Origin of the sequence: Actinomadura sp. NPDC000600 (genome assembly GCF_040492135.1) — a bacterium.
Classification (GTDB): domain Bacteria; phylum Actinomycetota; class Actinomycetes; order Streptosporangiales; family Streptosporangiaceae; genus Spirillospora.
Map to the genome: position 1 here is coordinate 71,611 of NZ_JBEUPD010000010.1, position 24,218 is coordinate 95,828.

Consider the following 24,218-nt stretch of genomic DNA (forward strand, 5'->3'; position numbering starts at 1 on the left):
CTGACCGGCCATCCGGTCCCGCTGTCCTAGCGCTTCCACTCTTCGACCTGATTACTCAGGGGCGAAGGACGATCTTGCCGTGGGTGTGGCGTTGTTCCAGGTCGCGGAAGGCGTCCTGGACTCGGTCCAGGGGGTAGGTGCGGGCTATCGGCACCTCCAGTTCACCGCGGGCGGCCAGCCGGGCCAGTTCGCCTAGGACGACCGCGCACGCCGCGCCGCTTTCTCCGACGGTCTGCGCACCGAACTTTGCCGCTGTCCCCCAGTCGCGGATCGTGTTGATCCGCTCGGACCGCACGCCCAGTTCCACCGCCAGTTCGACGTAGCCGGTCCCGAACGTGTCGATGAACGCGTCGACGTTCCCGCCGCTGGCCTGCCGGATTCGTTCGGCCACACCGTCCCCGTACTCGACCGGGATGACGCCGTGCTCCTTCAGCCACGCATGGTTCGGCTCGCTGGCCAGACCGATCACCGTGGCACCGCGCCGTCGCGCTAGCTGGACCGCGAGGGACCCGACGCCGCCAGCTGCGCCGGAGACCACCACCGTGTCGGAGGGTCCGGGGTCGACGGCAAACACGCAGGCGTAGGCGGTGGCGCCGGCCACGTGCAACGACCCGGCCACTTCCCAGGACAGACCCTTCGGACGCGGGGTCAAGCGCACGTCGTCCACCGCGACGAACTCCGCGTGGCTTGCCCTGTCGTGCGTGAAGCCGAGGACCTCGTCGCCCACCGCGAAGCCGCGCACATGCGATCCGACCTCCACGATGACTCCGGCCAGGTCGCTGCCCTGTCCGGAGGGGAACGTCGCCGGCCAGCGCTCATGCAGCCCGCCCGAGCGGATCATGGCCTCGCCGGGCTGGATCCCGGCCGCGCGGACCTCGACCAGCACCTGGTCGGGACCTGGCACCGGACGCTCCACCTCCTCGACCCGCAGGACATCGATCCCGCCGTACTCGTGGAACCGGACCGCCTTCATCGCATGATCACCGCTCTTCCTCGTTCGGCTAGCCGGATGGCCGCGCCTTGAAGCGTGCCTTCGTCCCGGCGGCGGAGGAACGGAGCGGTTTCCCTAGGATCAGCGGTCCGAGGATGTGGTGGGCGAACAGTGGTATCACTGCCGATATGGGGATGCACCGCGACGACCTCGCCGATTTCCTGCGTCAGGCGCGGGGGCGGCTGACTCCACGGGACGTCGGGCTGATCGAGGGGACGAGGCGGCGCACGCCGGGCCTGCGCCGCGAGGAGGTCGCGGCGCTCGCCGGGATGTCGGTCGACTACTACATGCGGCTCGAACAGGCCAGGAGCCCGCAGCCCTCGGTCCAGATCCTGGCCGCGCTGACGCACGCGCTGCGGCTGACGACCGACGAGCGGGACCACCTGTACCTGCTCGCGGGGCACCGTCCCCCGGAGGGAGCGCGCGCCGGGGAGTACCTGCGGCCGAGCCTGCTGTACCTGCTCGACCGGCTGGAGAACGTGCCGGTCCAGGTCTTGAGCGATCTCGGCGACCTGCTGGCGCAGAACGACATGGCGCAGGCGCTGTTCGGATGCGTATGCACGGTGGCGGCCGAGGACCGGAACGTCGTGCTGCGCTGGTTCACCGAGCCGGACGTGCGGGGCCACTTCGCGGACGAGGATCGCGAGGAGCAGGCCCGGCAGCTCGTCGCCGACCTGCGCGCCGCGGTGGCCCGCCGCGGGAACGACGCCGCGTCCCGCGCGCTGGTCACCCGGCTCCGCGCGGCCAGCGAGGAGTTCGCGACGCTCTGGGACCGGCACGAGGTCGCGGTGCGCAGGTCTCACCCGTGGCGGCTGAAGCATCCCGAGCTCGGCAAGATCGAGTTTGACTGCGAACTGCTGGCGACACCCGCGGCGGACCAGCGCCTGCGGATCTTCACACCACCGCCCGGCGGCACCGAGCCGCTGGACATGCTGCGCCTCCTCGGCCCGCAGCACCGGCACGGCATTGCCGCGGCGAGGACGGAGGAGAGCGGCGCCCCCGCATAGGCCGCGTGCCGGTCAACGGTCGGCGTACCGCCGGCATTCGCCGGTGAAAACGGTGGCCAGCTCGGTTACGGGGACCGCCGCGGCGCTGACCCACGCGGCGCTGACCCACGCGGCGCTGACCCACGCGGCGCTGACCCACGCGGCGCGGTCGGCCGTGCCGAGGGCCTCCAGCGTCCGGGTCGCGGTGAACCTCCGTCGCGAGTCCTTCGATGACGGGCGCGAAGCAGACGGCGGCGCAGACGGCCGGTTAGCCCCAGGTCCAGGTCCGCCTCGGCCTCCCTGCACTCCTTGCCGTTGTGGACGGCCTGGGCGATCTCGGCGCGCGGCGCGCGAGCGGTCGCGGCGTCTACCTCGGCGAGGGCGGGGCGTCGAGTGCGCGCCCGGCGAAGGCCTTGGCGACCCGAGACTCGGCCCGGCGCGTCGCTCGCCGGCGCCCGCGCCCGTCCGGTGGGGTGCTGCCCGCACCACCGCGCGGCTGGCGCCCGCTCGGCGGGCAGGCACGCCGGGGCAAAACTAGGTCATCCAGGCCCACCGCACCGGCCCGCCGCCGTCGCGCCGACCCCGGCGCGGCGCCCGGCCTGGGGCTCGCGTCCAGGGGGAGAAACTCGGCCAGCGCCTCCGCCAGGCCCGGGCGATGGGCCTCCGGTGCTGGATCCCGGCCTGGATCCCGGGCTGGACCCCGCAGCCTGGGCCCCGCAGCCTGGACCCCGCGGCCTGGATCCCGGGCTGGATCAGGGCGTCGGCCCTGCCCCGGATGGAGGCGCTGGTCCGCCACCGCGCCGGTCCGCCTCGCAGTGACCGTCGGTTGGGTGGTGATGGGCGCTTCCCCACTTCTCGCTCGCGCCGCTGGGCGGCCCGGGTCAGCTGCGACCGCTGCTGGCCTGGGTACCCGATGTCTTCATCGCCGGGAAAGCATCACCGGGAAAGCATCACCGGGAAAGCATCGCCGGATGTGCGGCCGCGGCGGTCGGGGCCGCCCTCGTTCTCCTCCGCGTCATCCGCGCGGTCCGCTCGCGCCGGCGAACCGCGTGAGCGCCCCGCCGGTGTCGGGCGTCGCTGTTAGCGTCGCGGCCATGATCGACAAGGCAGCCGTGATCGACAAGCCGCATGCGGCTCTCCCCGACGAAGACGTCCTGATCATGCCGGAGCACTGGCGCGGCGGTCTGCATCCGCGGCGCGATGGGGCGCCAGGTCCGGAGATCACGCTCGACGCGGCGGCGGGCAAGGCCGTCGCGCAGGCTGTGGACGAGGCGCGGGACGAGATCGAGCGGACCCTGGGCGACCGGGGAACCGCGCCGGAACTCGCCGCCGCGGCGCGGGCCCATCTCGGCGGCGAGCCCGACCCGCGCGGTGCGGCCGTCCTGTCGCTGATCACGGCGGGCGAGTCGGTCTGGGGGCGCGAGCACCGGCGGTACGTGGACGCGTGGGCCTTCGAGCACGGCGTCGTGTTCGCCGCGTGCGCGCTCGCCGACCGGTGGGGACTGGAGTCGAGCCCGGACGGGGAGATGCTGGACGGGCGGCGGAGCAGGATCGTGCGCGCGGTCGCGCAGGGCGAGCGCCCTGTCCGAGGGCTGCCGGACGGAGCGCCGCGCGTGCGCTCCCTGCTGGCCGCCGCGACCGAGGAGCAGTACGCCGAGGCCGTCGAACGGCTCGCCGAGCGGCGGGTCTCGGTCCGGCAGCGGCTCCTGACCGCCTACCTGGTCCCGACGCACGACGACTGGGTGAGCGAGCTGTGCCGGCACGCCGACAGGGTCCCCCGTCATGTGCTCCTCCGGTGCCTGGGGACATCCGCGCACCTTGGGCTGCTCGGCGCCCGGGCTCGGCTGACCGCAGCCGACTGCCATGAGCCGGAGAACCTGCACGCGCTCGCCGACGGTCTCGGGCCGGCCGCCGTTCCGCTCCTGGTCCCCGCGCTGGACGAGTACCTCGACTCCCCGCAGCGGCGGGACGCGCTGCTGGACGTGCTGGGCGTCCTGCCGTCCGATGAGGTCTTCCGCGCGCTGCTCCAGAGGCGTTCCAACCCGCACGTCAGCGGTGAGCTGATGAAGGCGATGAAGCGGTTCCCGGTCCGGGCGGTGAGGGAGTTGGCCGCGGAAGCGAACGCGGCAGGGGTCGCGGAACTGGCGGAACTGCTCGACGAGCACGTGCGGGGCAATCTCGACGTGGTCAGGGCGGCCCTGCCGTTGCTTCCTGAAGAGGCCCGGACGGCGGTCGAACGGATCGTGGCAGGGCTCGCCGCCACCGCCGACGCCGACCCCGCGGACCTGCCGGTCGTCCTGGTGGACCCGCCGTGGGCCCGCAAGCGGGAGCGGCCGGAGCCGGTGGTCATCACGGGGCTGTCCGCGCCCGAACCGTCGATCGTCTGGGCCGAGGACGGGCGCGACACCCTGTGCGAGTTGGCGCTCCCCGTCCCCTATGCGTGGAGTCACGACGGCGAGGTGCGCGGGCCGTGGGACCAGCGGATCGCCGACTTCGAAGCGGGCCGGCTCAGGGGCTTCGAACAGGTGGCCTTGCTCTGCTTCGGTCCCGCCGAGCAGGTCCGGCGCCTCGTCGCCGGCTGGTCCTTGCGGAAGGACGGCTACGACACCTACCAGGAGCCCGAATGGTGGGTGCCGATGCTGGCCGAGCGGTTCGGCCTGGACGCGCTGACCGCCGTCGTGAAGGGCGCCCGGAGCAAGCCCGGGAGCTGCGGGCATGTGGTCGTCCCGTATGCCGCCGAGCCGGTCGCGGATCTGGTCGCCGGCTGGCTGCTGCGCGGCAGGACCGGCAAAGAGCACGCGGAGGCGTGGCTGCGGAGGCACGGCCCCCAGGCGGTGCGGCTGCTGCTCCCGGCCGCGTTCGGCAAGCCGGGCAAGCGGCGTGACGCGGCCGAGTACGCCCTGACCTTCCTCGCCCGGGACCTGGGACGCGACACCGTGGTCGAGATCGCCCGCGACCAGCGACCCGAGGCGGGCGCGGCACTGGACATGACGTTGGACCACGATCCCGAGCAGCTCGTCCCGCGGAAGATCCCGGAGATCGGGCCGTTCGCCGACCCGGCCGTCCTGCCCCGGGTGCGGCTGGCGGACGGCGGGCGCGTGCTGCCGGCCACCGCCGTCCGGCATCTGCTCACGATCCTGGCGATGTCGCCGCCGGACGCCCCCCACCCCGGCCTGGAGGCCGTGCGGGACGCGTGCGACGCCGATTCGCTGGCGGCGTTCGCCTGGGCGCTGTTCGAGCGGTGGCGCCGGTTCGGTGAACGGGCCGAGGACGCGTGGGCGCTGACGGCCGTCGGGTGGTTCGGCGACGACGAGGCCGCGCGGCGCCTCACCCCCGCCATCCGCGCCTGGCCGGGCGAGAACGGCCACCACAAGGCGGTCAAGGGCCTGGACGTGCTGGCGATGATCGGCACCGAGACCTCGCTGATGCTGCTCGACGGCATCTCGCACCGGGCCCCGTTCAAGGCGATCAAGAAGCGGGCCGAGGAGAAGATCCAGGAGGTCGCCGCACGGCTCGGGCTGAGCGGCGAGCAGCTCGCCGACAGGCTCGTCCCCGGCATCGGCCTGGAGGCGGACGGGAGCATGACGCTCGACTACGGTCCCCGGCGCTTCGTGGTCGGTTTCGACGAGCAGCTCAAACCGGTCGTGTCGGACGAGGCCGGCCGCCGCCGCGCCGCGCTCCCCAAGCCCGGCGCGAAGGACGACCCCGACCTCGCCCCCGCCGCCTACGCCGCATTCACGCAGTTCAAGAAGGACGTCCGGGCGACCATGCCGAACCAGGTCCGGCGGCTGGAGCTGGCGATGGTGACCGGCCGCCGGTGGACGCCGGCCGAGTTCCGCACGCTGCTGGTCGACCACCCGCTGATGTGGCACATCACTCGACGCCTCCTCTGGCTCGCGGAACCCGGCGCGGACACGGAGACGGACGCCGCTGCCATCGCGTTCCGGCTTGCGGAGGACCGATCCTTGGCCGATGTCGACGACGGCGAGTTCGTCCTGCCGGACGGTGCCCGGGTCGGGGTGGCGCATCCCCTGGCGCTCGGCGACGCGCTCGCCGCCTGGTCGGAGGTCTTCGCCGACTACGAGATCATGCAGCCGTTCCCGCAGCTCGGCAGGGACGTCCACCGGCTCACCGAAGAGGAGCGGCAGGACGTCCGGCTCGCTCGGTTCGAGGGCCTCACCGCCCCCTGGGGCAAGGTCGTCGGGTTGGAGCGGCGCGGCTGGCGGCGCGGCACCCCCATGGACAACGGCACCGAACGTTGGATCTCCCGAGCCGTTCCAGGCGGCCTGTTTGTCGTGGTCGAACTCGATCCCGGGATCCAGGTCGGCTGGGCCGACGGCAACGAGGACCAGAATCTCCGCACGGTGTGGCTCGCCGACGAGCCAGGCGACTTCCTGCACTGGAACACCGGCTCCCAGCACCGGTTCGCCGAGCTGGACGAGGTCACCGCGTCCGAGGTCATCACCGACCTGCGGTCCATCACGGCATCGTGAGCCAGCGCATGGCCTCTTGCCGGAACGGCACCTCCGCGCCGAGCTGGCAGAGCACCCCTATGCCCACCCCGATCGCGCGTTGGGCGGCCACGTATTCGGGCGGGAATGCCAGGCTGAGGCCGACCGGAACCGAGGAGGTCATCCCTTCGAGGACGGCGCGGAGGAAGGCGCCGTCGAAGTGGAACGTCTCTGTCCGGACGACCGCCCCCGACCGTTCGAAGAGGGCCGTCAGCCGCGCCCCGTCCGCCCGCACCCCCGGCCGGAGGAACCCGAGCTCGCGGAGCACGGCGACGAGTTCGTCCGGATCGTCCGCTAGATGGATCAGCATCCACTGGTGGAGAGGGCTCATCGCATCCGGCCGGTGGCGGTACATCGCGCCGAAGTCGAGGACGCCCAAGCGGCCGTCGCCGAACAGCCGGAAGTTCCCAGGATGCGGGTCGCCGTGCAGCATCCCCGTCCGGGGTATCCCGGAGAACATCAGCCTGGTCGTCAGCAGCCCGGCCCGGTCCCGCTGCGCCCTGGTCCCGGCGGCGATGATCCGTGCCAGCGGCGTTCCGCCGAGCCATTCCGAGACGAGCACCCGTCCCTTCTGGAGGATCACCTCGGGGACGACGAAGTCGGGGTCGTCCAGGAAGCCCTCCCGGAACGCGGCCTGTGCCTCGGCTTCCCGCGCGTAGTCCAGCTCTTCGGCCAGGCCGTCCATCAGCTCGGCGGCCAACGCCCTTCCGTCCAGCTCGGGCGCGACCAGCGAGGTGAACCAGCGCATCGCGAACACCGTCAGGTCGCGGTCGTCGAGGAGCTGCTCCCGGGCGGAGGGGTACTGCACCTTGACCGCGACCGGGCGGCCGTCCGGCAGGGCCGCCCGGTGCACCTGGCCGAGGGAGGCGACCGCGGCGGGCTCGGGGTCGAAGGAGTCGAAGAGGCCGCGCCAGTCCGAGCCGAGGTCGTCCTCCAGGACCTGCCGCACGCGGGCCGCGTTCTCCGGCCGGGCCGCCTCCTGCAGCCCTGCCAGCCGCTCCCGGTAGACCGCGGAGATCGTCGGCGGAAGGACCGTCTCGTACACCGACAGCACCTGCCCGAACTTCATCACCCCGCCCCTGAGCCCGCCGAGGACGTCGAAGAGCTGGTCGGCGGTGCGCTCGTGCAGGTCGAGGGAGGCCTCGTCGGTCAACCGGCCGAGGGCCTTGAGACCCCCGGCCACGGCCATCCGCCGACCGACCCCGAGCGGGATCGCCGACAACCTCGCCAGCCTGGGAAGTGCCTGGATTCGCATGCCGACAGCGTCACCGGCGGTGCGGCCGGGCCGCATCGCCCCGCGGTCCCGTCCTCTCTCCGCCCCTGGCCGGCGTCGCCTCCGACCGTGGTGGCAGCGGCACTGCGACCGGGGTCCGATGACGGCGCGGCCCCGCGAAACCTAGGATCTGCGCATGCGATGGACCACCCCGCCCTGGCCGTTGCTGCGGCTTCTCGCCTGGGTGGGGACGTGCTGGGCTGTGCTCGCGGTGCTGCTCGCCCCCGCCCCGCCGACGCGCACCGTGCTGATCGGCGGCTATGCCGCGCTGTGGGCCTGGCAGGCGGTCCGTCCGTGGAGCCCGCCCGCCGCCGCGGCGCCCGTGCTGGCCCCGCTGCTCCTCCTGGTCGTCGTCGCGGCGCCCGGCGCGGCGGGTGGCGACGGGTTCCGCCCGTTCCCGTTCGCCGAGGGCACCTACTCCGACGGAGCCCTCGCCATCGCCGGCGCGCCCGCGTGGATCCACCTCGTCGTCCTCGCCCGGGGACGCGACCTGGCCTGGTCGGTCCCGGCGGCCCTGGCGCTCGCCCCCGCCCGGCACCTGCTCGCCGGCGGGCTCCCGCTCTGGCCGACCTGGATCATGTGGGGGGTCGGGTTCATGCTGCTCGGCTCGGCCTTCCGGATCCACGGCGCGCTCTATGAGGCGCGGCTCCGGCTCGACCGGGAGGCCGTGGCCGAGGAGCGCAGGAAGGTGGCCGAGGAACGCAGGAAGATCGCACGTGAGGTCCACGACCTGGTGGGGCACGGGCTGGGCGTGGTGATGCTGAACATCACCGCGGCCCGGCTCGCCACCGCGCGGGGCGACGCCGAGGCGGCCGGGAGGGCGCTGGCGGAGGCCGAGCGGGCCGGTCGGCAGGGGGTGCGGGACGTCCACCGGGGGCTGGTGCTGCTCCGCGAGCCGACCGCCGCCGCGTCGCCGATCGCCCCCGCCCCGCCCACGGCGGACGACACCAGGGCCCTGATCGACGAACTGCGGGGCGGGGGGCTCGACGTCGCGCTCACCACCCGGGGCGACCTCGGCGCGGTCGACCCGGCGGTCGGGCTCACGATCTTCCGGGTGGTCCAGGAGGCGCTGGCCAACACCGCCCGGCACGCTCCCGGCGCGGCGGCCGCGGTCACCGTCGAGGTCGGCGACCGCGCGACCGAGGTGACCGTCACCGACCCGGGCACGGCACAGCCGCCGGGACGGGCCTCGGCCGGCGGCCTCGGTCTCGTCGGCATGCGCGAACGGGTCACCGCCCTCGGCGGGACGCTGCACGCCGGCCCCGACGGCACCGGCTGGACGATCCACGCGACCATCCCCCTCACCAGAACGACACCGTGACCAGAGCACACCGCGACCAGGACGGCACCGCGACCAGGACAGCACCATGACCAGGACAGCACCATGACCAGGACAGCACCGTGATCAAGGCGGCACCGTCATCAGGGCGGCACCGTCATCAGAACAGCACCGTCATCAGGACAGCACCGTCATCAGAACAGCACCGTCATCAGAACAGCACCGTCATCAGAACAGCACCGTCATCAGAACAGCACCGTGACCAGGACGGCACCGTCATCAGAACAGCACCGTGACCAGGACGGCACCGTCATCAGAACAGCACCGTGACCAGGACGGCACCATGACCAAGACAGCACTGTGATCAGGCTGCTGCTCGTCGATGACCAGCAGCTCGTCCGTGCCGGGCTGACCCGGATCTTCGACGGCGAACCGGATGTGGAGATCGTCGGCGAGTGCGCGGACGGCGACGAGGTGGCGCGGGCCGTGGCGCGGTGCGCTCCCGACGTCGTGTTGATGGACGTCAGGATGAAGCGGGTGGACGGCGCCGAGGCGACCCGGCTGCTGCGGTCCCGGACCGATGCTCCGCCCGTCCTCGTCCTCACCATGTTCGACGATCCGGAGGTCGTCGCGGCGGCGCTGGCGGCCGGCGCGGCCGGCTTCGTGCTGAAGGACGCCCCGGGCGAGGAGATCATCCAGGCCACCCGGGCCGTCGCCGCCGGGAAGGGCTGGCTCGACCCGGCCATCACCCCGCACGTCCTGCGCGCCTGCCGGACCGCGTTCCGTCCCCGCCCGGCCCCGTCCGGCGGCCTCTCGGACCGTGAGCGCCAGGTGCTGTCGCTCATCGGCGGCGGCGCCACCAACCCGGAGATCGCGGCCCGGCTCAACATCGCCGAGGGCACGGTCAAGACCCACATCGGCAGCATCTTCACCAAGCTCGGCCTCCGTGACCGCACGGCCGCGGTCATCTACGCCCTCCGGCACGGCCTCACCGGCGACGAAGCCGACGCGTAGCCCGAAGACACGCGTAGCCCGAAGATACGAAGAGGCCCCTCCCGGCAGGAAGGGGCCTCTCGCATGTCGCATTCGGTCATGCGCCCGCGGGACGCCGTGTGCACGGCGTCCCGGGACGGACGTCAGCGGTTGTACTGGCCGAAGTCGTACTCCTCCAGCGGGACGGCTTCGCCGGAGCCCTGGCCGAAGGCGTACTCGGCGCCGTCGTCGTAGGAGCCGACGGAGTACACCGCCGCCTTCGCCTCCTCGGTCGGCTCGACCCGGACGTTGCGGTACTGCGGCATGCCGGTACCGGCCGGGATGAGCTTACCGATGATGACGTTCTCCTTGAGGCCGAGCAGCGGGTCGCTCTTGGCGTGCATCGCGGCCTCGGTGAGCACCCGGGTCGTCTCCTGGAAGGACGCCGCCGACAGCCACGACTCGGTCGCGAGCGAGGCCTTGGTGATGCCCATCAGGACGGGGCGGCCGGCGGCGGGCGTGCCGCCCTCGGCCACGACGTTCCGGTTCGTCTCCTCGAAGATCGGACGCTCGACGAGGTCACCCGGGAGCAGGTCGGTGTCGCCCGACTCCAGGATGTTCACCCGCTTCAGCATCTGGCGCACGATGATCTCGATGTGCTTGTCGTGGATCGACACGCCCTGCGACCGGTAGACCTCCTGGACCTCCTGGACGAGGTGCAGTTGCACCGCGCGGGGGCCGAGGATGCGCAGCACCTCGTGCGGGTTGATCGCACCCGCGATGAGCTGCTGGCCGACACCCACGGGCTCGCCCTCCTTGACCAGGAGGCGGGACCGCATCGGCACCGGGTAGGCGATCTCGTCGGAGCCGTCGTCCGGGACGATGACGACCTTGCGGGCCTTCTCCGTCTCGTCGATCTTGACGCGGCCGGCGACCTCGCTGATCGGGGCCACACCCTTGGGGATGCGGGCCTCGAACAGCTCCTGGACACGCGGCAGACCGTGCGTGATGTCGCCGCCCGCCACACCACCGGTGTGGAAGGTGCGCATCGTCAGCTGCGTGCCGGGCTCACCGATGGACTGCGCGGCGATGATGCCGACGGCCTCGCCGACGTCCACCCGCTTGCCGGTGGCCAGCGAGCGGCCGTAGCAGGCGGCGCAGACACCGATCTTGGCCTCGCAGACCAGGGCGCTGCGGGTGCGGACCTTCTCGACCCCGGCCTCGACCAGGCGCGTCACGACCGCGTCGGACAGGTCGGTGTCGGCCGGGAAGATGACCGTCCCGTCGACCACGACCTCCTCGGCGATGGTGCGGCCGACCAGGCTCGTCTCCGAGGTGGCGAGCTTGACCAGGGTGCCGTCCTGCAGGCGGTCGGCGACCTCGAAGGGGATCGTGCGGTCGGTGCCGCAGTCCTCCTCGCGGACGATGACGTCCTGCGCGACGTCCACCAGGCGCCGGGTCAGGTAACCCGAGTCGGCGGTGCGCAGCGCGGTGTCGGCCAGACCCTTGCGGGCGCCGTGCGTCGAGATGAAGTACTCGACGACCGACAGGCCCTCGCGGAAGGACGACTTGATCGGACGCGGAATGGTCTCGCCCTTGGGGTTGGAGACCAGGCCGCGCATACCGGCGATCTGGCGGAGCTGGAGCGGGTTGCCTCGGGCACCCGACTGGATCATCATCCAGATCGGGTTGTCCTTCTGGAACGCCTTCTCCATGTCCACCGCGACGTCCGCGGTGGCCTTGTTCCAGATCTCGATGAGCTCCTGCTTGCGCTCGTCGTCGGTGATCAGGCCGCGGTTGAACTCCCGCTGCACCTTCTCGGCGCGCTGCTCGTAACCGCCCAGGATCTCCGCCTTGTTGGGCGGCGTGATGACGTCGTCGATCGCGATCGTGACACCGGACCTGGTCGCCCAGTGGAACCCGGTGCTCTTGAGCGCGTCGAGCGCGTTGGCGACGGCCACCTTCGGGTAGGTCTCCGCCAGCTCGTTGACGATCGCCGAGAGCTGCTTCTTGCCGATCTCGTCGTCCACGAACGGGAAGTCGTCCGGCAGCGTCTCGTTGAACATGGCGCGGCCGAGCGTCGTCTCCAGCCGGTAGGGCTGGCCGGGCTCGTAGCCCTCGGGCGCCTTCCAGCCGCGCGGCGGCGGGACGTCCTTGAGCCGGATCTGGATCTTGGCCTGCAGGTCCAGTTCGTGCCGGTCGTAGGCCATGATCGCCTCGCCGATCGAGCCGAACGCGCGGCCCTCGCCCGTGGCGCCGTCCTTCTGCGTCGTCAGCCAGTACAGGCCGATGACCATGTCCTGGGTGGGCATGGTGACGGGCTTGCCGTCCGACGGCTTCAGGATGTTGTTGGTGGACAGCATCAGGATCCGCGCCTCGGCCTGCGCCTCGGCGGACAGCGGCAGGTGCACCGCCATCTGGTCGCCGTCGAAGTCCGCGTTGAACGCGGTGCAGACCAGCGGGTGGATCTGGATGGCCTTGCCCTCGACCAGCTGCGGCTCGAACGCCTGGATGCCGAGCCGGTGCAGGGTCGGCGCCCGGTTCAGCAGCACCGGGTGCTCGGTGATGACCTCTTCCAGCACGTCCCATACGACCGGGCGGGCCCGCTCGACCATCCGCTTGGCGGACTTGATGTTCTGCGCGTGGTTGAGGTCGACCAGCCGCTTCATGACGAACGGCTTGAACAGCTCCAGCGCCATCTGCTTGGGCAGGCCGCACTGGTGCAGCTTGAGCTGCGGGCCGACGACGATGACCGAACGGCCGGAGTAGTCGACGCGCTTGCCCAGCAGGTTCTGCCGGAACCGGCCCTGCTTGCCCTTGAGCATGTCGGACAGCGACTTCAGCGGACGGTTGCCGGGCCCGGTGACCGGGCGGCCGCGGCGGCCGTTGTCGAACAGCGCGTCGACGGCCTCCTGCAGCATCCGCTTCTCGTTGTTGACGATGATCTCGGGCGCGCCGAGGTCGAGCAGGCGCTTGAGCCGGTTGTTGCGGTTGATCACCCGGCGGTACAGGTCGTTCAGGTCGGACGTGGCGAACCGGCCGCCGTCCAGCTGGACCATGGGACGCAGGTCCGGCGGGATGACCGGGATGCAGTCCAGCACCATGCCGAGCGGGCTGTTGCGGGTGTTGAGGAACGCCGAGACGACCTTCAGCCGCTTGAGGGCGCGGGCCTTCTTCTGGCCCTTGCCGGTGCGGATGATGTCGCGCAGCTTCTCGGCCTCGGCGTCGAGGTCGAAGTTCTGCAGCCGCGCCTGGATGGCCGCGGCGCCCATGCCGCCCTCGAAGTACTTGCCGAAGCGGTCGCGCATCTCGCGGTAGAGCAGCTCGTCGCCCTCGAGGTCCTGGACCTTGAGGTTCTTGAAGCGGCTCCAGACCTCGTCGAGGCGGTCGAGTTCGCGCTGCGCGCGGTCGCGCAGCTGCTTCATCTCCCGCTCGGCGCCGTCGCGCACCTTGCGCTTCTGGTCGGCCTTCGCGCCGGCCTCCTCCAGCTCCGCCAGGTCGCCCTCCAGCTTCTGCTGGCGGGCCTCGACCTGCGCGTCGCGGGCCTGCTCGATCTGCTGGCGCTCCACGGAGATGTGGGCCTCCAGCGTCGGCAGGTCGCGGTCGCGCCGCTCGGCGTCCACGCTGGTGATCATGTAGGCCGCGAAGTAAATGATCTTCTCGAGATCCTTCGGGGCCAGGTCCAGCAGGTAGCCGAGCCGGGACGGGACGCCCTTGAAGTACCAGATGTGCGTGACGGGCGCGGCCAGCTCGATGTGGCCCATCCGCTCACGGCGCACCTTGGCGCGGGTCACCTCGACGCCGCAGCGCTCACAGATGATGCCCTTGAACCGGACGCGCTTGTACTTGCCGCAGTAGCACTCCCAGTCGCGGGTAGGACCGAAGATCTTCTCGCAGAAGAGCCCGTCCTTCTCCGGCTTCAGGGTCCGGTAGTTGATCGTCTCCGGCTTCTTCACCTCGCCGTGCGACCACTGGCGGATGTCGTCGGCGGTCGCCAGACCGATGCGAAGCTCGTCGAAGAAGTTGACGTCAAGCAACTGTTTTCCCCTTGAGTTCTCAGACCTCGTCGACGCTCATCGCGCCCTCGTTCGGACGGCGGGAGAGGTCGATGCCGAGCTCCTCCGCGGCGCGGAAGACGTCCTCGTCGGTGTCGCGCATCTCGATGGACATGCCGTCGCTGGAGAGCACCTCGACGTTGAGGCACAGCGACTGCATCTCCTTGATGAGCACCTTGAAGGACTCGGGAATGCCGGGCTCGGGGATGTTCTCGCCCTTGACGATGGCCTCGTAGACCTTCACGCGGCCGAGGACGTCGTCGGACTTGATGGTCAGCAGCTCCTGGAGGGCGTAGGCGGCGCCGTAGGCCTCCAGTGCCCAGACCTCCATCTCACCGAAGCGCTGGCCGCCGAACTGGGCCTTACCGCCGAGCGGCTGCTGGGTGATCATGGAGTACGGGCCGGTCGAGCGGGCGTGGATCTTGTCGTCGACCAGGTGGAGCAGCTTGAGGATGTAGATGTAGCCGACCGAGATCGGGTCCTTGTAGGGCTCGCCGGTGCGGCCGTCGAACAGCCGCGCCTTGCCGCCCGGGCCGACCATGCGCTGGCCGTCGCGGTTCGGGAGCGTGCTCTCGATCAGACCGGTGACGTCGTCCTCGCGGGCGCCGTCGAACACCGGCGTCGCGGTGTTCGTCCAGGCCGGGGCCTCGTCGGCGCCGATGGCCCGGAGGGCCTGCTTCCACTCGGCGTCGTCGCCCTCGACCTTCCAGCCGCGGGAGGCGACCCAGCCGAGGTGGGTCTCCAGGACCTGTCCGACGTTCATGCGGCCGGGGACGCCCAGGGGGTTCAGGACGATGTCGACGGGGGTGCCGTCCTCCAGGAACGGCATGTCCTCCACCGGCAGCACCTTGGAGATGACGCCCTTGTTGCCGTGCCGGCCCGCGAGCTTGTCCCCGTCGGTGATCTTGCGCTTCTGCGCCACGTACACCCGGACCAGCTCGTTGACGCCCGGGGGCAGCTCGTCGCCGTCGTCGCGGGAGAACACCCGCACCCCGATGACCTTGCCCTGCTCGCCGTGCGGCACCTTCAGCGAGGTGTCGCGCACCTCGCGCGCCTTCTCACCGAAGATCGCCCGCAGCAGCCGCTCCTCCGGCGTCAGCTCGGTCTCCCCCTTCGGGGTGACCTTGCCGACCAGGATGTCGCCGGGGACGACGTCGGCGCCGATGCGGATGATCCCGCGCTCGTCGAGGTCGGCCAGGACCTCCTCGGAGACGTTGGGGATGTCGCGGGTGATCTCCTCGGGGCCCAGCTTGGTGTCGCGGGCGTCGACCTCGTGCTCCTCGATGTGGATCGAGGACAGGACGTCGTCCTGCACCAGCCGCTGCGACAGGATGATGGCGTCCTCGTAGTTGTGCCCCTCCCAGGGCATGAACGCCACGAGCAGGTTCTTGCCCAGCGCCATCTCACCGTCGTCGGTGCACGGCCCGTCGGCGATCACCTGGCCCAGCTCCACCCGCTGGCCCTCGTCCACGATCGGCTTCTGGTTGAAGCAGGTGCCCTGGTTGGACCGCTTGAACTTCGACACCCGGTACGTCGTCCGGGTCCCGTCGTCGTTCATCACGGTCACGTAGTCGGCCGAGACCTCCTCGACCACACCCGCCTTCTCCGCCGTGATCACATCACCGGCGTCGGTCGCGGCACGGTACTCCATACCGGTTCCGACCAGCGGCGCCTCACTGCGCAGCAGCGGCACCGACTGACGCTGCATGTTCGAACCCATCAGCGCACGGTTGGCGTCGTCGTGCTCCAGGAACGGAATCATCGCGGTGGCGACCGAGGTCATCTGCCGCGCCGAGACGTCCATGTACTGGACCTCGCGGGCGGGGACCAGCTCGACCTCGCCGCCCTTGCGGCGGACGAGGACGCGGCTCTCGACGAAGGTGCCGTCGTCGTTCAGCAGGGAGTTGGCCTGCGCGATGACGTAGCGGTCCTCCTCGTCGGCCGTGAGGTAGTCGATCTCCTCGCCGACGACGCCGTCGGTGACGCGCCGGTACGGGGTCTCGACGAACCCGAACGGGTTGACGCGGCCGAACGCGGCGAGCGAGCCAATGAGGCCGATGTTCGGGCCTTCGGGCGTCTCGATCGGGCACATGCGGCCGTAGTGCGACGGGTGGACGTCACGGACCTCCATGCCCGCCCGCTCACGGGACAGACCACCGGGACCCAGGGCGGAGAGCCGCCGCTTGTGGGTGAGGCCGGCCAGGGGGTTGGTCTGGTCCATGAACTGCGACAGCTGGCTGGTGCCGAAGAACTCCTTGATGGAGGCCACCACCGGCCGGATGTTGATCAGCGTCTGCGGCGTGATCGCCTCCACGTCCTGCGTGGTCATCCGCTCACGCACCACCCGCTCCATGCGGGCCAGACCCAGACGCACCTGGTTCTGGATCAGCTCACCCACCGTGCGCAGCCGCCGGTTGCCGAAGTGGTCGATGTCATCGACCTCGATCGGCACCGCCACGCTCCCGAGGGTCGCCTCCTCCTCGCCCGCGTGCAGCCGCACCAGGTACTCGATCGTGGCGACGATGTCGTCCTCGGTCAGCGTCCCCTGGTTCATGTCCAGGTCCAGACCGAGCTTCTTGTTGATCTTGTAACGGCCGACCTTCGCGACGTCGTACCGCTTGGGATTGAAGTACAGGTTCTCCAGCAGCGTCTGCGCCGACTCCCGCGTCGGCGGCTCACCCGGCCGCAGCTTGCGGTAGATGTCCAGCAGCGCGTCATCCTGACCGGAGGTGTGGTCCTTCTCCAGCGTCACATTGATCGACTCATACGAGCCGAACCGCTCCCGGATCCGCGCCTCGTCCCACCCCAGCGCCTTCAGCAGAACCGTCACCGGCTGCTTGCGCTTGCGGTCGATGCGCACACCCACGTTGTCGCGCTTGTCGACCTCGAACTCCAGCCAGGCACCCCGGCTCGGGATCACCCGGCAGCCGTAGATGTCCTTGTCCGACGCCTTGTCCAGCGCGCGGTCGAAGTACACCCCGGGCGAACGCACCAGCTGGGAGACGACGACACGCTCGGTGCCGTTGATGATGAAGGTGCCCTTGGGGGTCATGAGCGGGAAGTCGCCCATGAACACCGTCTGGCTCTTGATCTCACCGGTGGTGTTGTTGATGAACTCCGCCGTGACGAACATCGGGGCGGAGTAGGTCATGTCCTTGTCCTTGCACTCCTCCACGGAGTACTTGGGCGGCTCGAACCGGTGGTCCCGGAACGACAGGGACATGGTTCCGGAGAAGTCCTCGATCGGACTGATCTCTTCGAAGATCTCCTCCAGCCCCGACTGCGTCGGGACGCTCTTACTTCCGGCCTTCTGGGCCGCCTCGACCCGGGCCTTCCACCTCTCGTTACCCAGCAGCCAGTCGAACGAGTTGGTCTGCAGAGCAAGGAGGTCCGGGACTTCGAGCGGCTCCTTGATGCGCGCGAAGGAGACGCGGTTCGGACCGGTTGCGGTATTCGAGGCGTTGCGCGAGGCTGCCAAGAGTGGTCCTTCCGAGGGCTCGCGGCGTAACAGATGACACGCACGCCAGACGATCCACGTTCGAGACCTGCTCAAAGAGGCCCAAATCGGGCCTTCACAGGGGTGCTCTCACACGTGGATAGTCAGAGGGCAGCGCAAAGGGGCAGTGTAGCCGAACCGGTACACCGCTCGCAACTCTAGCGCCGCAGTATGCATCACGTTGCCATGGAGCATCGCCCCTCAGCGCCTCTCAGTCAAGAGCGGACATGGACTTTTCGGGCCCTGACCTGCAGTGAGGAAGGCCATAGTTTAGGGATCCGGGTTGACAGCCCGCGAACCGGCGTCGACGGCGTGTCGCGCGACCGCGGGCCGTGCTCCCCGTCACCTCGGCTACACCGGCCCCTGAAGGGTTAACACCGAGTCGTCCAGAGTCCTTCCCGAGCGACCTGGAGCGTTGGAGAGAGCCGAGGGTCGAGCGGGCTCCAGCGGCCGCGAGAACCAGCGTCCGGGTCCCCCCGGCGCCTAGGAGACTCGGACGCCCAGGAGACCCGGGTACTCGGGAGACCCAGGCATCCGGGAGACCCAGGCATCCAGGAGAACCAGGCATCCAGCGGCCAGGCCCAGGACATGAGCCTGATCCGCCCTGCGAGCTTGGCCGGCCCGCGAATTGGCCGGCCCGCGAACTGGCCGGCCCGACGAGCTTGGCCGGCCCGACGAGCTTGGTCAGCGCCGCGGGCTGGGGCCTGTCTCGAAGTCGCCTCGGCCACGCGCGCGAACGTGTGACCTGCCCGGTGCGGCGAAGCCGGAGGCGAGCGGAACCGGGCAGATCGCGAAGCGATTCCGCGTTCGCCCAGGCACGGTCACGTAGCGAGCCGCCAGGCGAGCGAAGGCCGGGACTTCGAAACGCAGGCTAGGACAGGACCGTGAGTTCGGAGGCAAGCCACTTGCCGTCCTTCTTGACCATCGTCAGCCTGATGCGCAGCGGCTCGGGGAGGCGCTGCTGCTTGTCGTTCTTGGTGGCCGACGAGCGGTTGGCGTAGACGAGCGCCACGACCTTGTCCGGGGTCGCGCTCACGACGCCGACCTTCATCACGGTCGTGGTCGAGACGGCCTGCTGCTGGACGGCGACGGTCTTGAGCGTCTGGGCCAGCTTGTCGTAGTCGTTGTGCAGCTTGCCCGTCGTCGTGGCGGACGCGGCCTTCAGGTCGGTGTCGAGGGTCTGGTAGTCGTACGAGGACAGCTTCTGGGCCGCGCGGGACGCCGCGAACGACGCCTCCTTGGACGCCTGCTCGGTCGCCTCCTGCTTCTGGACCTTCAGCGCCAGAACCGTGGTGCCGACGCCCAGCGCGATCGCCAGGACGACCAGCACGGCGATGACGGTCGACAGGCCGCCCAGCCGGGACCGGCCGGTGGGCTCGTCGTCGTCCTCGTCCTCGTCCTCGTCCTCGTCGGACTTCTTCAGGTACAGACGCTTCGTTCGGGGGGCTTTGGCGGGCTTCGCAGCCTCGCCGTCCTCGCTGTCCTCGCCGTCCTCGGCGGCTTCCTCGTCCTCGGCGACCTCGGCCTCCTCGGCGGCTTCCTCGACCTTTGTGGTCTTGGTCTTGGCGGCCTTGGAAAGCTTGGTCTTCCTTGCGGGCTTGACGTCGGAGGCGGCGTCGGAGGCGGAGTCAGACTCGGCCTTCTCGTCGTCGGCGACGGCCTCGGTGTCCGCGTCGGCCGCTGAGTCGTCCTCTGCGGCTTCGGCGTCGTCGGTCGCGCCTTCGGACCCCTTGCGCCCACGGCGGGGCTTCTTAGGGGATTTGAGGGCCTTCGGGCTCTCCTCGGGGGCGTCCCCCTCGGGCTCCTCGGACTCCCCCGGCTTCGCGTTCGCCGCGGCCGCTTCGGCGGCGGCCGCCTCGTCCGCGGCGATCTGGGCGAGGCGCGCGGCCTCCCGGGCCTTCGCGGCGGCCTCCTCCGCCAGGCGCGCCGCCTCGGCGGCCTCCTCGGCCCTGGCCGCTCGATCCGCCTTGATCGTCACGGGACAACCTCCAGTCCGGACACCAGCCAGCGCCCGTCGACCCGCGTCAGGTCCATCTGGTAGCGGTAGCCCTGCGGCGTACCGTTCTGCACCTTGTCGTTGGTGACGGTCCCGGTGAGGGACACCATCACCTCGGCGGAGTCGCCGTCGATGGAGACCAGCGCGGCGTCGACGTCACTGACCGTCGACTTGGCCTTGGCCTTGGTGATCTGCTGCATGAAGGCGTTCGACTGGCTCCCCAGCTTGTTCTTGAGGTCGCCGGTGGTGCCGCTCACGATGCGGTCGAGGTCGCGCTGCGCGGTGGCGGCGTCGAGCGACATCAGGTTGACGCCCATCTGGCGCGCCGACTGCATCGCCTTGGCCTTCTGGTCGGCGTCGTCCTTGTTCCTGAGGGTGACCACGCCGAGCCAGCCGGACGCGATGGCGAGGCCCACCACGACGATGCCCAGGGCGATCGCGGTGACCATGGGTAGACGGCGCCTCATCGTGCCCGCCTCACTGGCTCAGCGGTCCGAGCAGGAGCCACTTCCACGAGGATTCCTCTCCCAACTGGCGAGTTCCGGCGCTGCGCGGCATCACGTACTTCTTGCCGTCGGGCCCGTAGACCGCACCGGTCGTTGGATCGTATCCAGCGAATTCGACTGAACCGGCCGGATACGACAGGTACAGGTTGCCGTCCGAAATCTGGCCCGTGGGGGCCGCCGCGGCCTTCGCCTTGGTCTTCCCGGAGCCCTTGGCGTCCGTCTTGGCCCCGTCGCCGTCACCGCTGCCGTCGTCGCCGCGGGTGCCGTACGCGCCGCCGTCGGGGAACCCGGCGCCGGTGGTGGCGCCCGCGGGGACCTGCGGGTAGGGCGCGATGGCGTCGCGCGGGAAGTTGCGGGCGCCGCGCACCGCCGTGGGGGCGTTGTGGGGCGCCTTGCAGCCGGCGTCCAGGCGCGGCTTCTTCTTCGACGTGTCCTGCGGCCAGCGGTGCTTGACCTTCTCGTAGCCCTGGGTGCAGGCGGGCGGCGCGTCGATGTTCAGGTCGAGACCCAGGTGCTGGGTGCCGTCCCCGGGCGTGACGGTGAACGCGCCCGCGACCGTCACCGGGTAGAGGATGAACAGCGACCGGAGGCCGGCCTTGCGGGACGTGACGACCTGGCCGGTGGTGGTGAGGTTGGCCAGGAGGACGGGCAGCGTCGGCGCGAGCTGGTTGATGGCCTTGTGGGTCTCGTCCACCGCGCCCGGCGCGTTGTCGATCGTCTTGCGCAGCGCCGGGTCGTCGTTGCGCAGCGAGGTGGTCAGCGCGTTCAGGTTGCGGGCGAAGCCCTGGATGTTGGCGGCCTGGCCGCGCTGCGTGTCCAGGACGGTCGCGCCGCTGTTCAGCAGCCGCTCGGTGTCGGGGTAGGCCTCGTTGGCGGTCTTCAGCAGCCGGTCGGTGTCGTCCAGGATCGACTGCAGGTCCGACGCGGAGCCGGAGAACGCCTTGTTCAGCTCGTCGACGATGATGCCGAGGTCCTTGGTGTTCACCGAGCCGACGAGGGAGTCGACGTTGCGCAGCAGTTCGGCGGTGGACACCGGCAGCGTGGTGCGGCTGCGCGGGATGGTGTACGGGTCGCCCTCGTCGAGGTAGGGCCCGGACTTCGTGGTGGGCTCCAGGTCGATGTACTGCTCACCGACCGCCGACCGGTTCGCCACGACGGCCTTGGTGCCCTCGCGCGGGATCCGCTTGCCCCGCTCCAGCAGCAGCTTGACGCGGATGCCGTCCTTGGTCAGCTCGATGGGGCCGACGCGCCCGACCGGGACGCCCCGGTAGGTGACCTCGGCGTTGGTGAACACGCCGCCGGAGTCGGTGAGGTCGACGTAGGCGACGTACTGCTTGCCGAGCAGGTCGCGTCCGATGCCGATGTAGTTCACCGAGACGATCGCCACGCCGACGACGGTGATGACCGCGAAGGCGATGAGCTGGACGATGACGCCGCGCTTGAGGATCACGAGAGGCCCCCCGTCATCAGGGTCCGCAGACCGCCGTCACCGGGGTCGGGGGCGAGCGCGCCCGGCCGTCCCTGGGTCTTCGTGCCGGCCGGTGTCTTCCCTGGGGTCTGTGTGGTGCCGCCTGGGAGCCCGGGCAGGCCGCCCTGTCCCGCGCCGCCCTGGCTCCCGCCGCCCGGCATCTGCGGCAGGACGCCCAGCGGGGAGTCCGGCAGCGTCACGTTCGGGACCTGGAGCATGCTGCGCATCTGCTTGCCGCTGCCCAGCATCCCCTCCAGGTCGGTGCCGCCGAGCAGGTTCCGCGCGATGGACTCGAAGTCCAGGTCGACGGTCAGGCGCACGTTGCCGTAGTCGCCCGCGATGACGTTCTCGAACGTCGCGGGGAACGGGAAGGTGATCAGCGTTTCCAGCGACTTCGGCAGGTCGGAGCCGGCCTTGTTGAGGTTGCGCAGGATCACGTCGAGGTCGCGCAGGTTGGCCAGCATGTCGGCCTTGGACTGGTTGATCACGTAGGTGGTGGTGCGGCTGAGCTTGTTCAGCGCCACCAGCATCTTGGTGAGGTCCGCGCGGTTGCGGTTGAGTACGGCGATCGCGGGCCCCGTCTCGTCGATGGTGTCCTGGATCGTCTTGCGCTCGGCGGCCAGCTTGCCGCTCAGCCGGTCGATGCTGTCCAGCGCCCGGGTGATCGCGGCGCGGTTCTGGTCCAGCGTCCCGGCGAAGGTGTTGACCCGCTGCAGCACCGACTTGATCGTGGACTCCCGGCCGCCCATCGCGGCCTGCAGCTCGTGGCTGATCGTGGAGACCTGCTCCAGGCCGCCGCCGTTCAGCAGCAGCGACATCGCGGAGAGGACCTCTTCGATCTCGGTGCCGCGGGACGTCCGGTTCAGCGGGATCAGGTCGTCATCGCTGAGCTCCCCGACCGGGGCCTCGTTCTTGGGCGGTTCGAGCTGCACGAACTTCTCGCCCAGCAGGCTGGTCTGGCTGATCGTCGCGATCGCGTTGTCCGGGAGCTTGACGTCGCCGCGGAACTTGACCGTGACGACCGCGTGCCAGCCGGCGCCCTGCGGGCCCGGCCCGCCGGCCAGCTGGATCTTCTCGACCTTGCCCACCGACACGTCGTTGACCTTGACCGCCGACTGCGGGACGAGGTCCAGCACGTTCGCGAACTCGATCTTCACGGTCCGCGGGTCCGAGCCGAGGTCGGGCCCGCCCGGCAGCGGCAGCGACTCCACGCCGTTGAACGAGCAGCCCGACAGGGCCGTCACGCCGGCGAGCGCGGCCGCGCCGAGCAGCCGTGCCCGGCTCATGGAGCGCCTGCCGCCGGTGCGCTTGTCCGCCGTGCTCTCGGTCACCGCGCGCTTGTTCATGAGGCTCTTGTTCACGGAGCGCTCGCCCGTCGACCGCCTGCTCATCGGCCACCTCCAGGCAGCAGCGCCGTGATGTCCGTGGGCTTGGTCTGGGTCCCGGTCGCCCCGGTCTTGTTGGTCGTGCCGGTCTTCTTCGTCGTGCTCGTCTTGCCGGGCCTGCCCTGCGGCCCGTAGGCGTCCGGCGGGATGGGCACCGGGTCGTAGTGCGTCGTCAGGGCGGTGATCCAGGACAGGTCCAGGCTGAACCCGGTCAGCGCCTTGCCGATGCCGTTGTACGGCGAGACGAAGTCGAGGCATTCCTTGGCGGGCGTGCCCACCGAGTACGCCAGCGAGCAGATCCAGTCGGCCAGGTCGTGGAACTGGCGGAAGTTGTCGCGGGTGTGGATCGTGCCGCTGATCGGGTCGTAGGCGCGGGCCAGGTTGTTGACGGCGAGCGGACCGGCGCTGAGGATCTCGGCGAGCGCACCCTTCTCCTTAACCAGCACGCCGGTGACCTGCGCGAGCTGCCGGACGTTGGCCGCCAGCTCGGTGCGGTTGCCCTTGACGAACTGCTGCACGTTCTTCAGCGTCGGCGCCAGGGTGTTGAGGGCCGCGCTCAGCTCCTCCTTCTCCCCCGCGAGCTGCCCGGACACGCCGTTCAGGTGCCCGGAGAACGACTTGATCTGCTGGTCGTTCGCCTTCATCGCCTCGGTGATGATCCGCAGGTTCTTGATCGTCTCGGCGACGTCGCCGCGGTCGGTGCTCAGCGTGCTGAGCGCCTTGGACGTGTCGGCGATCGTCTGCCGGATGTCCTCGCCCTGCCCGTCCAGGTTCGCGGCGCCGACCTGCAGCAGCCGCGACAGCGAGCCCTGCTGCCCGTTCGCGCCGGGGGCGTTCGCGCCCTGCGGGCCGAGCGCCTTCGACAGGTCGTTCAGGCTGGAGCCGACCTGGTCGACCTCGACCGGCACCGCGGTGCGGTTCGTGCCCAGCGTCGCGTTGTCCGCGAGGACGGCCCCGCCCTTGTAGACGGGCGTGATCTGGACGTAGCGGTCCGCGACGAGGGTCTGGTTGACGATCACGGCCTGCGCGTTCGCGGGGACCTTGTACTTGGCGTCGTACCTCAGCTCGACCTTCACCGCGTCGCCGACGGGCTCGACGCTCGTGACCTCGCCGACGGGGATGCCGAGGATGCGGACGTCCGCGCCCTTGTACAGGCCGACGGCCTTGCTGAAGTACGCCGTCATGTGCCGCTGCTTCGGCTCCTGGAAGACCAGCAGGAGCACGGCGGCCAGCACCGCGACGGCGAGGATCGCGCCGCCCAGGCGGAGGATGCTCGTTGAGTTACGCACTGGTGACCTGC

General features: G+C 70.5%; 13 protein-coding genes. 4 read left to right on the plus strand and 9 right to left on the minus strand.

Annotated features, from left to right (window positions below):
* Positions 1–55: 55 nt before the first annotated feature.
* Positions 56–973 carry an NADP-dependent oxidoreductase gene (locus ABWI07_RS16815; protein ID WP_353819077.1) on the minus strand — a complete coding sequence of 306 codons (918 nt, stop codon included), beginning with the start codon at positions 971–973 and terminating at the stop codon, positions 56–58.
* 146 nt (positions 974–1,119) lie between these two features.
* On the opposite strand from ABWI07_RS16815, the gene ABWI07_RS16820 reads away from it, so the two are divergent.
* Positions 1,120–1,998 (plus strand): helix-turn-helix transcriptional regulator, encoded by an 879-nt coding sequence (locus ABWI07_RS16820; RefSeq protein ID WP_353819078.1) that lies wholly within the window; start codon positions 1,120–1,122, stop codon positions 1,996–1,998.
* A 1,073-nt stretch (positions 1,999–3,071) separates the two neighbouring features.
* On the plus strand, positions 3,072–6,470 hold the full coding sequence (locus tag ABWI07_RS16825) for a DUF4132 domain-containing protein (RefSeq protein WP_353819079.1): 3,399 nt from the start codon (positions 3,072–3,074) through the stop codon (positions 6,468–6,470).
* Here the strand turns inward: ABWI07_RS16825 and ABWI07_RS16830 are convergent.
* Entirely contained in the window at positions 6,457–7,743 is a 1,287-nt protein-coding gene (locus ABWI07_RS16830) for an ABC1 kinase family protein (protein WP_353819080.1), read from the minus strand. The two genes, ABWI07_RS16825 and ABWI07_RS16830, sit on opposite strands and share 14 nt — an antisense overlap.
* 154 nt (positions 7,744–7,897) lie before the next feature.
* Between ABWI07_RS16830 and ABWI07_RS16835 the strand changes: the two genes are divergently transcribed.
* Together ABWI07_RS16835 and ABWI07_RS16840 are read left to right on the plus strand one after the other, a co-directional pair.
* Complete coding sequence (locus tag ABWI07_RS16835) at positions 7,898–9,082, plus strand: sensor histidine kinase (protein WP_353819081.1); 1,185 nt, start codon at positions 7,898–7,900, stop codon at positions 9,080–9,082.
* A gap of 318 nt (positions 9,083–9,400) precedes the next feature.
* On the plus strand, positions 9,401–10,054 hold the full coding sequence (locus ABWI07_RS16840; RefSeq protein ID WP_353819082.1) for a response regulator transcription factor: 654 nt from the start codon (positions 9,401–9,403) through the stop codon (positions 10,052–10,054).
* Positions 10,055–10,176: 122 nt separating this feature from the next.
* Here ABWI07_RS16840 and ABWI07_RS16845 read toward each other — a convergent pair whose 3' ends face one another.
* From ABWI07_RS16845 to ABWI07_RS16875, 7 genes are all read right to left on the minus strand, one after another.
* Positions 10,177–14,049 carry a DNA-directed RNA polymerase subunit beta' gene (locus ABWI07_RS16845; RefSeq protein WP_353819083.1) on the minus strand — a complete coding sequence of 1,291 codons (3,873 nt, stop codon included), beginning with the start codon at positions 14,047–14,049 and terminating at the stop codon, positions 10,177–10,179.
* A 19-nt stretch (positions 14,050–14,068) separates the two neighbouring features.
* Positions 14,069–17,545, minus strand: coding sequence for a DNA-directed RNA polymerase subunit beta (rpoB, locus tag ABWI07_RS16850; protein WP_149259612.1), 3,477 nt, complete (start codon positions 17,543–17,545; stop codon positions 14,069–14,071).
* Positions 17,546–18,434: 889 nt separating this feature from the next.
* Complete coding sequence (locus ABWI07_RS16855) at positions 18,435–19,541, minus strand: Rv1363c family protein (RefSeq protein WP_353819084.1); 1,107 nt, start codon at positions 19,539–19,541, stop codon at positions 18,435–18,437.
* On the minus strand, positions 19,538–20,026 hold the full coding sequence (locus tag ABWI07_RS16860; protein WP_149259613.1) for an Rv1363c family protein: 489 nt from the start codon (positions 20,024–20,026) through the stop codon (positions 19,538–19,540). Before ABWI07_RS16860 ends, ABWI07_RS16855 begins: the two co-directional genes overlap by 4 nt.
* Positions 20,027–20,036: 10 nt before the next feature.
* The gene (locus tag ABWI07_RS16865; RefSeq protein ID WP_353819085.1) at positions 20,037–21,515 is read right to left on the minus strand and encodes an MCE family protein; all 1,479 of its coding nucleotides are present in this window, start codon (positions 21,513–21,515) and stop codon (positions 20,037–20,039) included.
* Positions 21,512–22,924 (minus strand): MCE family protein, encoded by a 1,413-nt coding sequence (locus tag ABWI07_RS16870; RefSeq protein WP_353819086.1) that lies wholly within the window; start codon positions 22,922–22,924, stop codon positions 21,512–21,514. The genes ABWI07_RS16865 and ABWI07_RS16870 overlap by 4 nt, the downstream gene beginning before the upstream one ends.
* On the minus strand, positions 22,921–24,207 hold the full coding sequence (locus tag ABWI07_RS16875) for an MCE family protein (RefSeq protein WP_200841901.1): 1,287 nt from the start codon (positions 24,205–24,207) through the stop codon (positions 22,921–22,923). The genes ABWI07_RS16870 and ABWI07_RS16875 overlap by 4 nt, the downstream gene beginning before the upstream one ends.
* Positions 24,208–24,218: the final 11 nt, after the last annotated feature.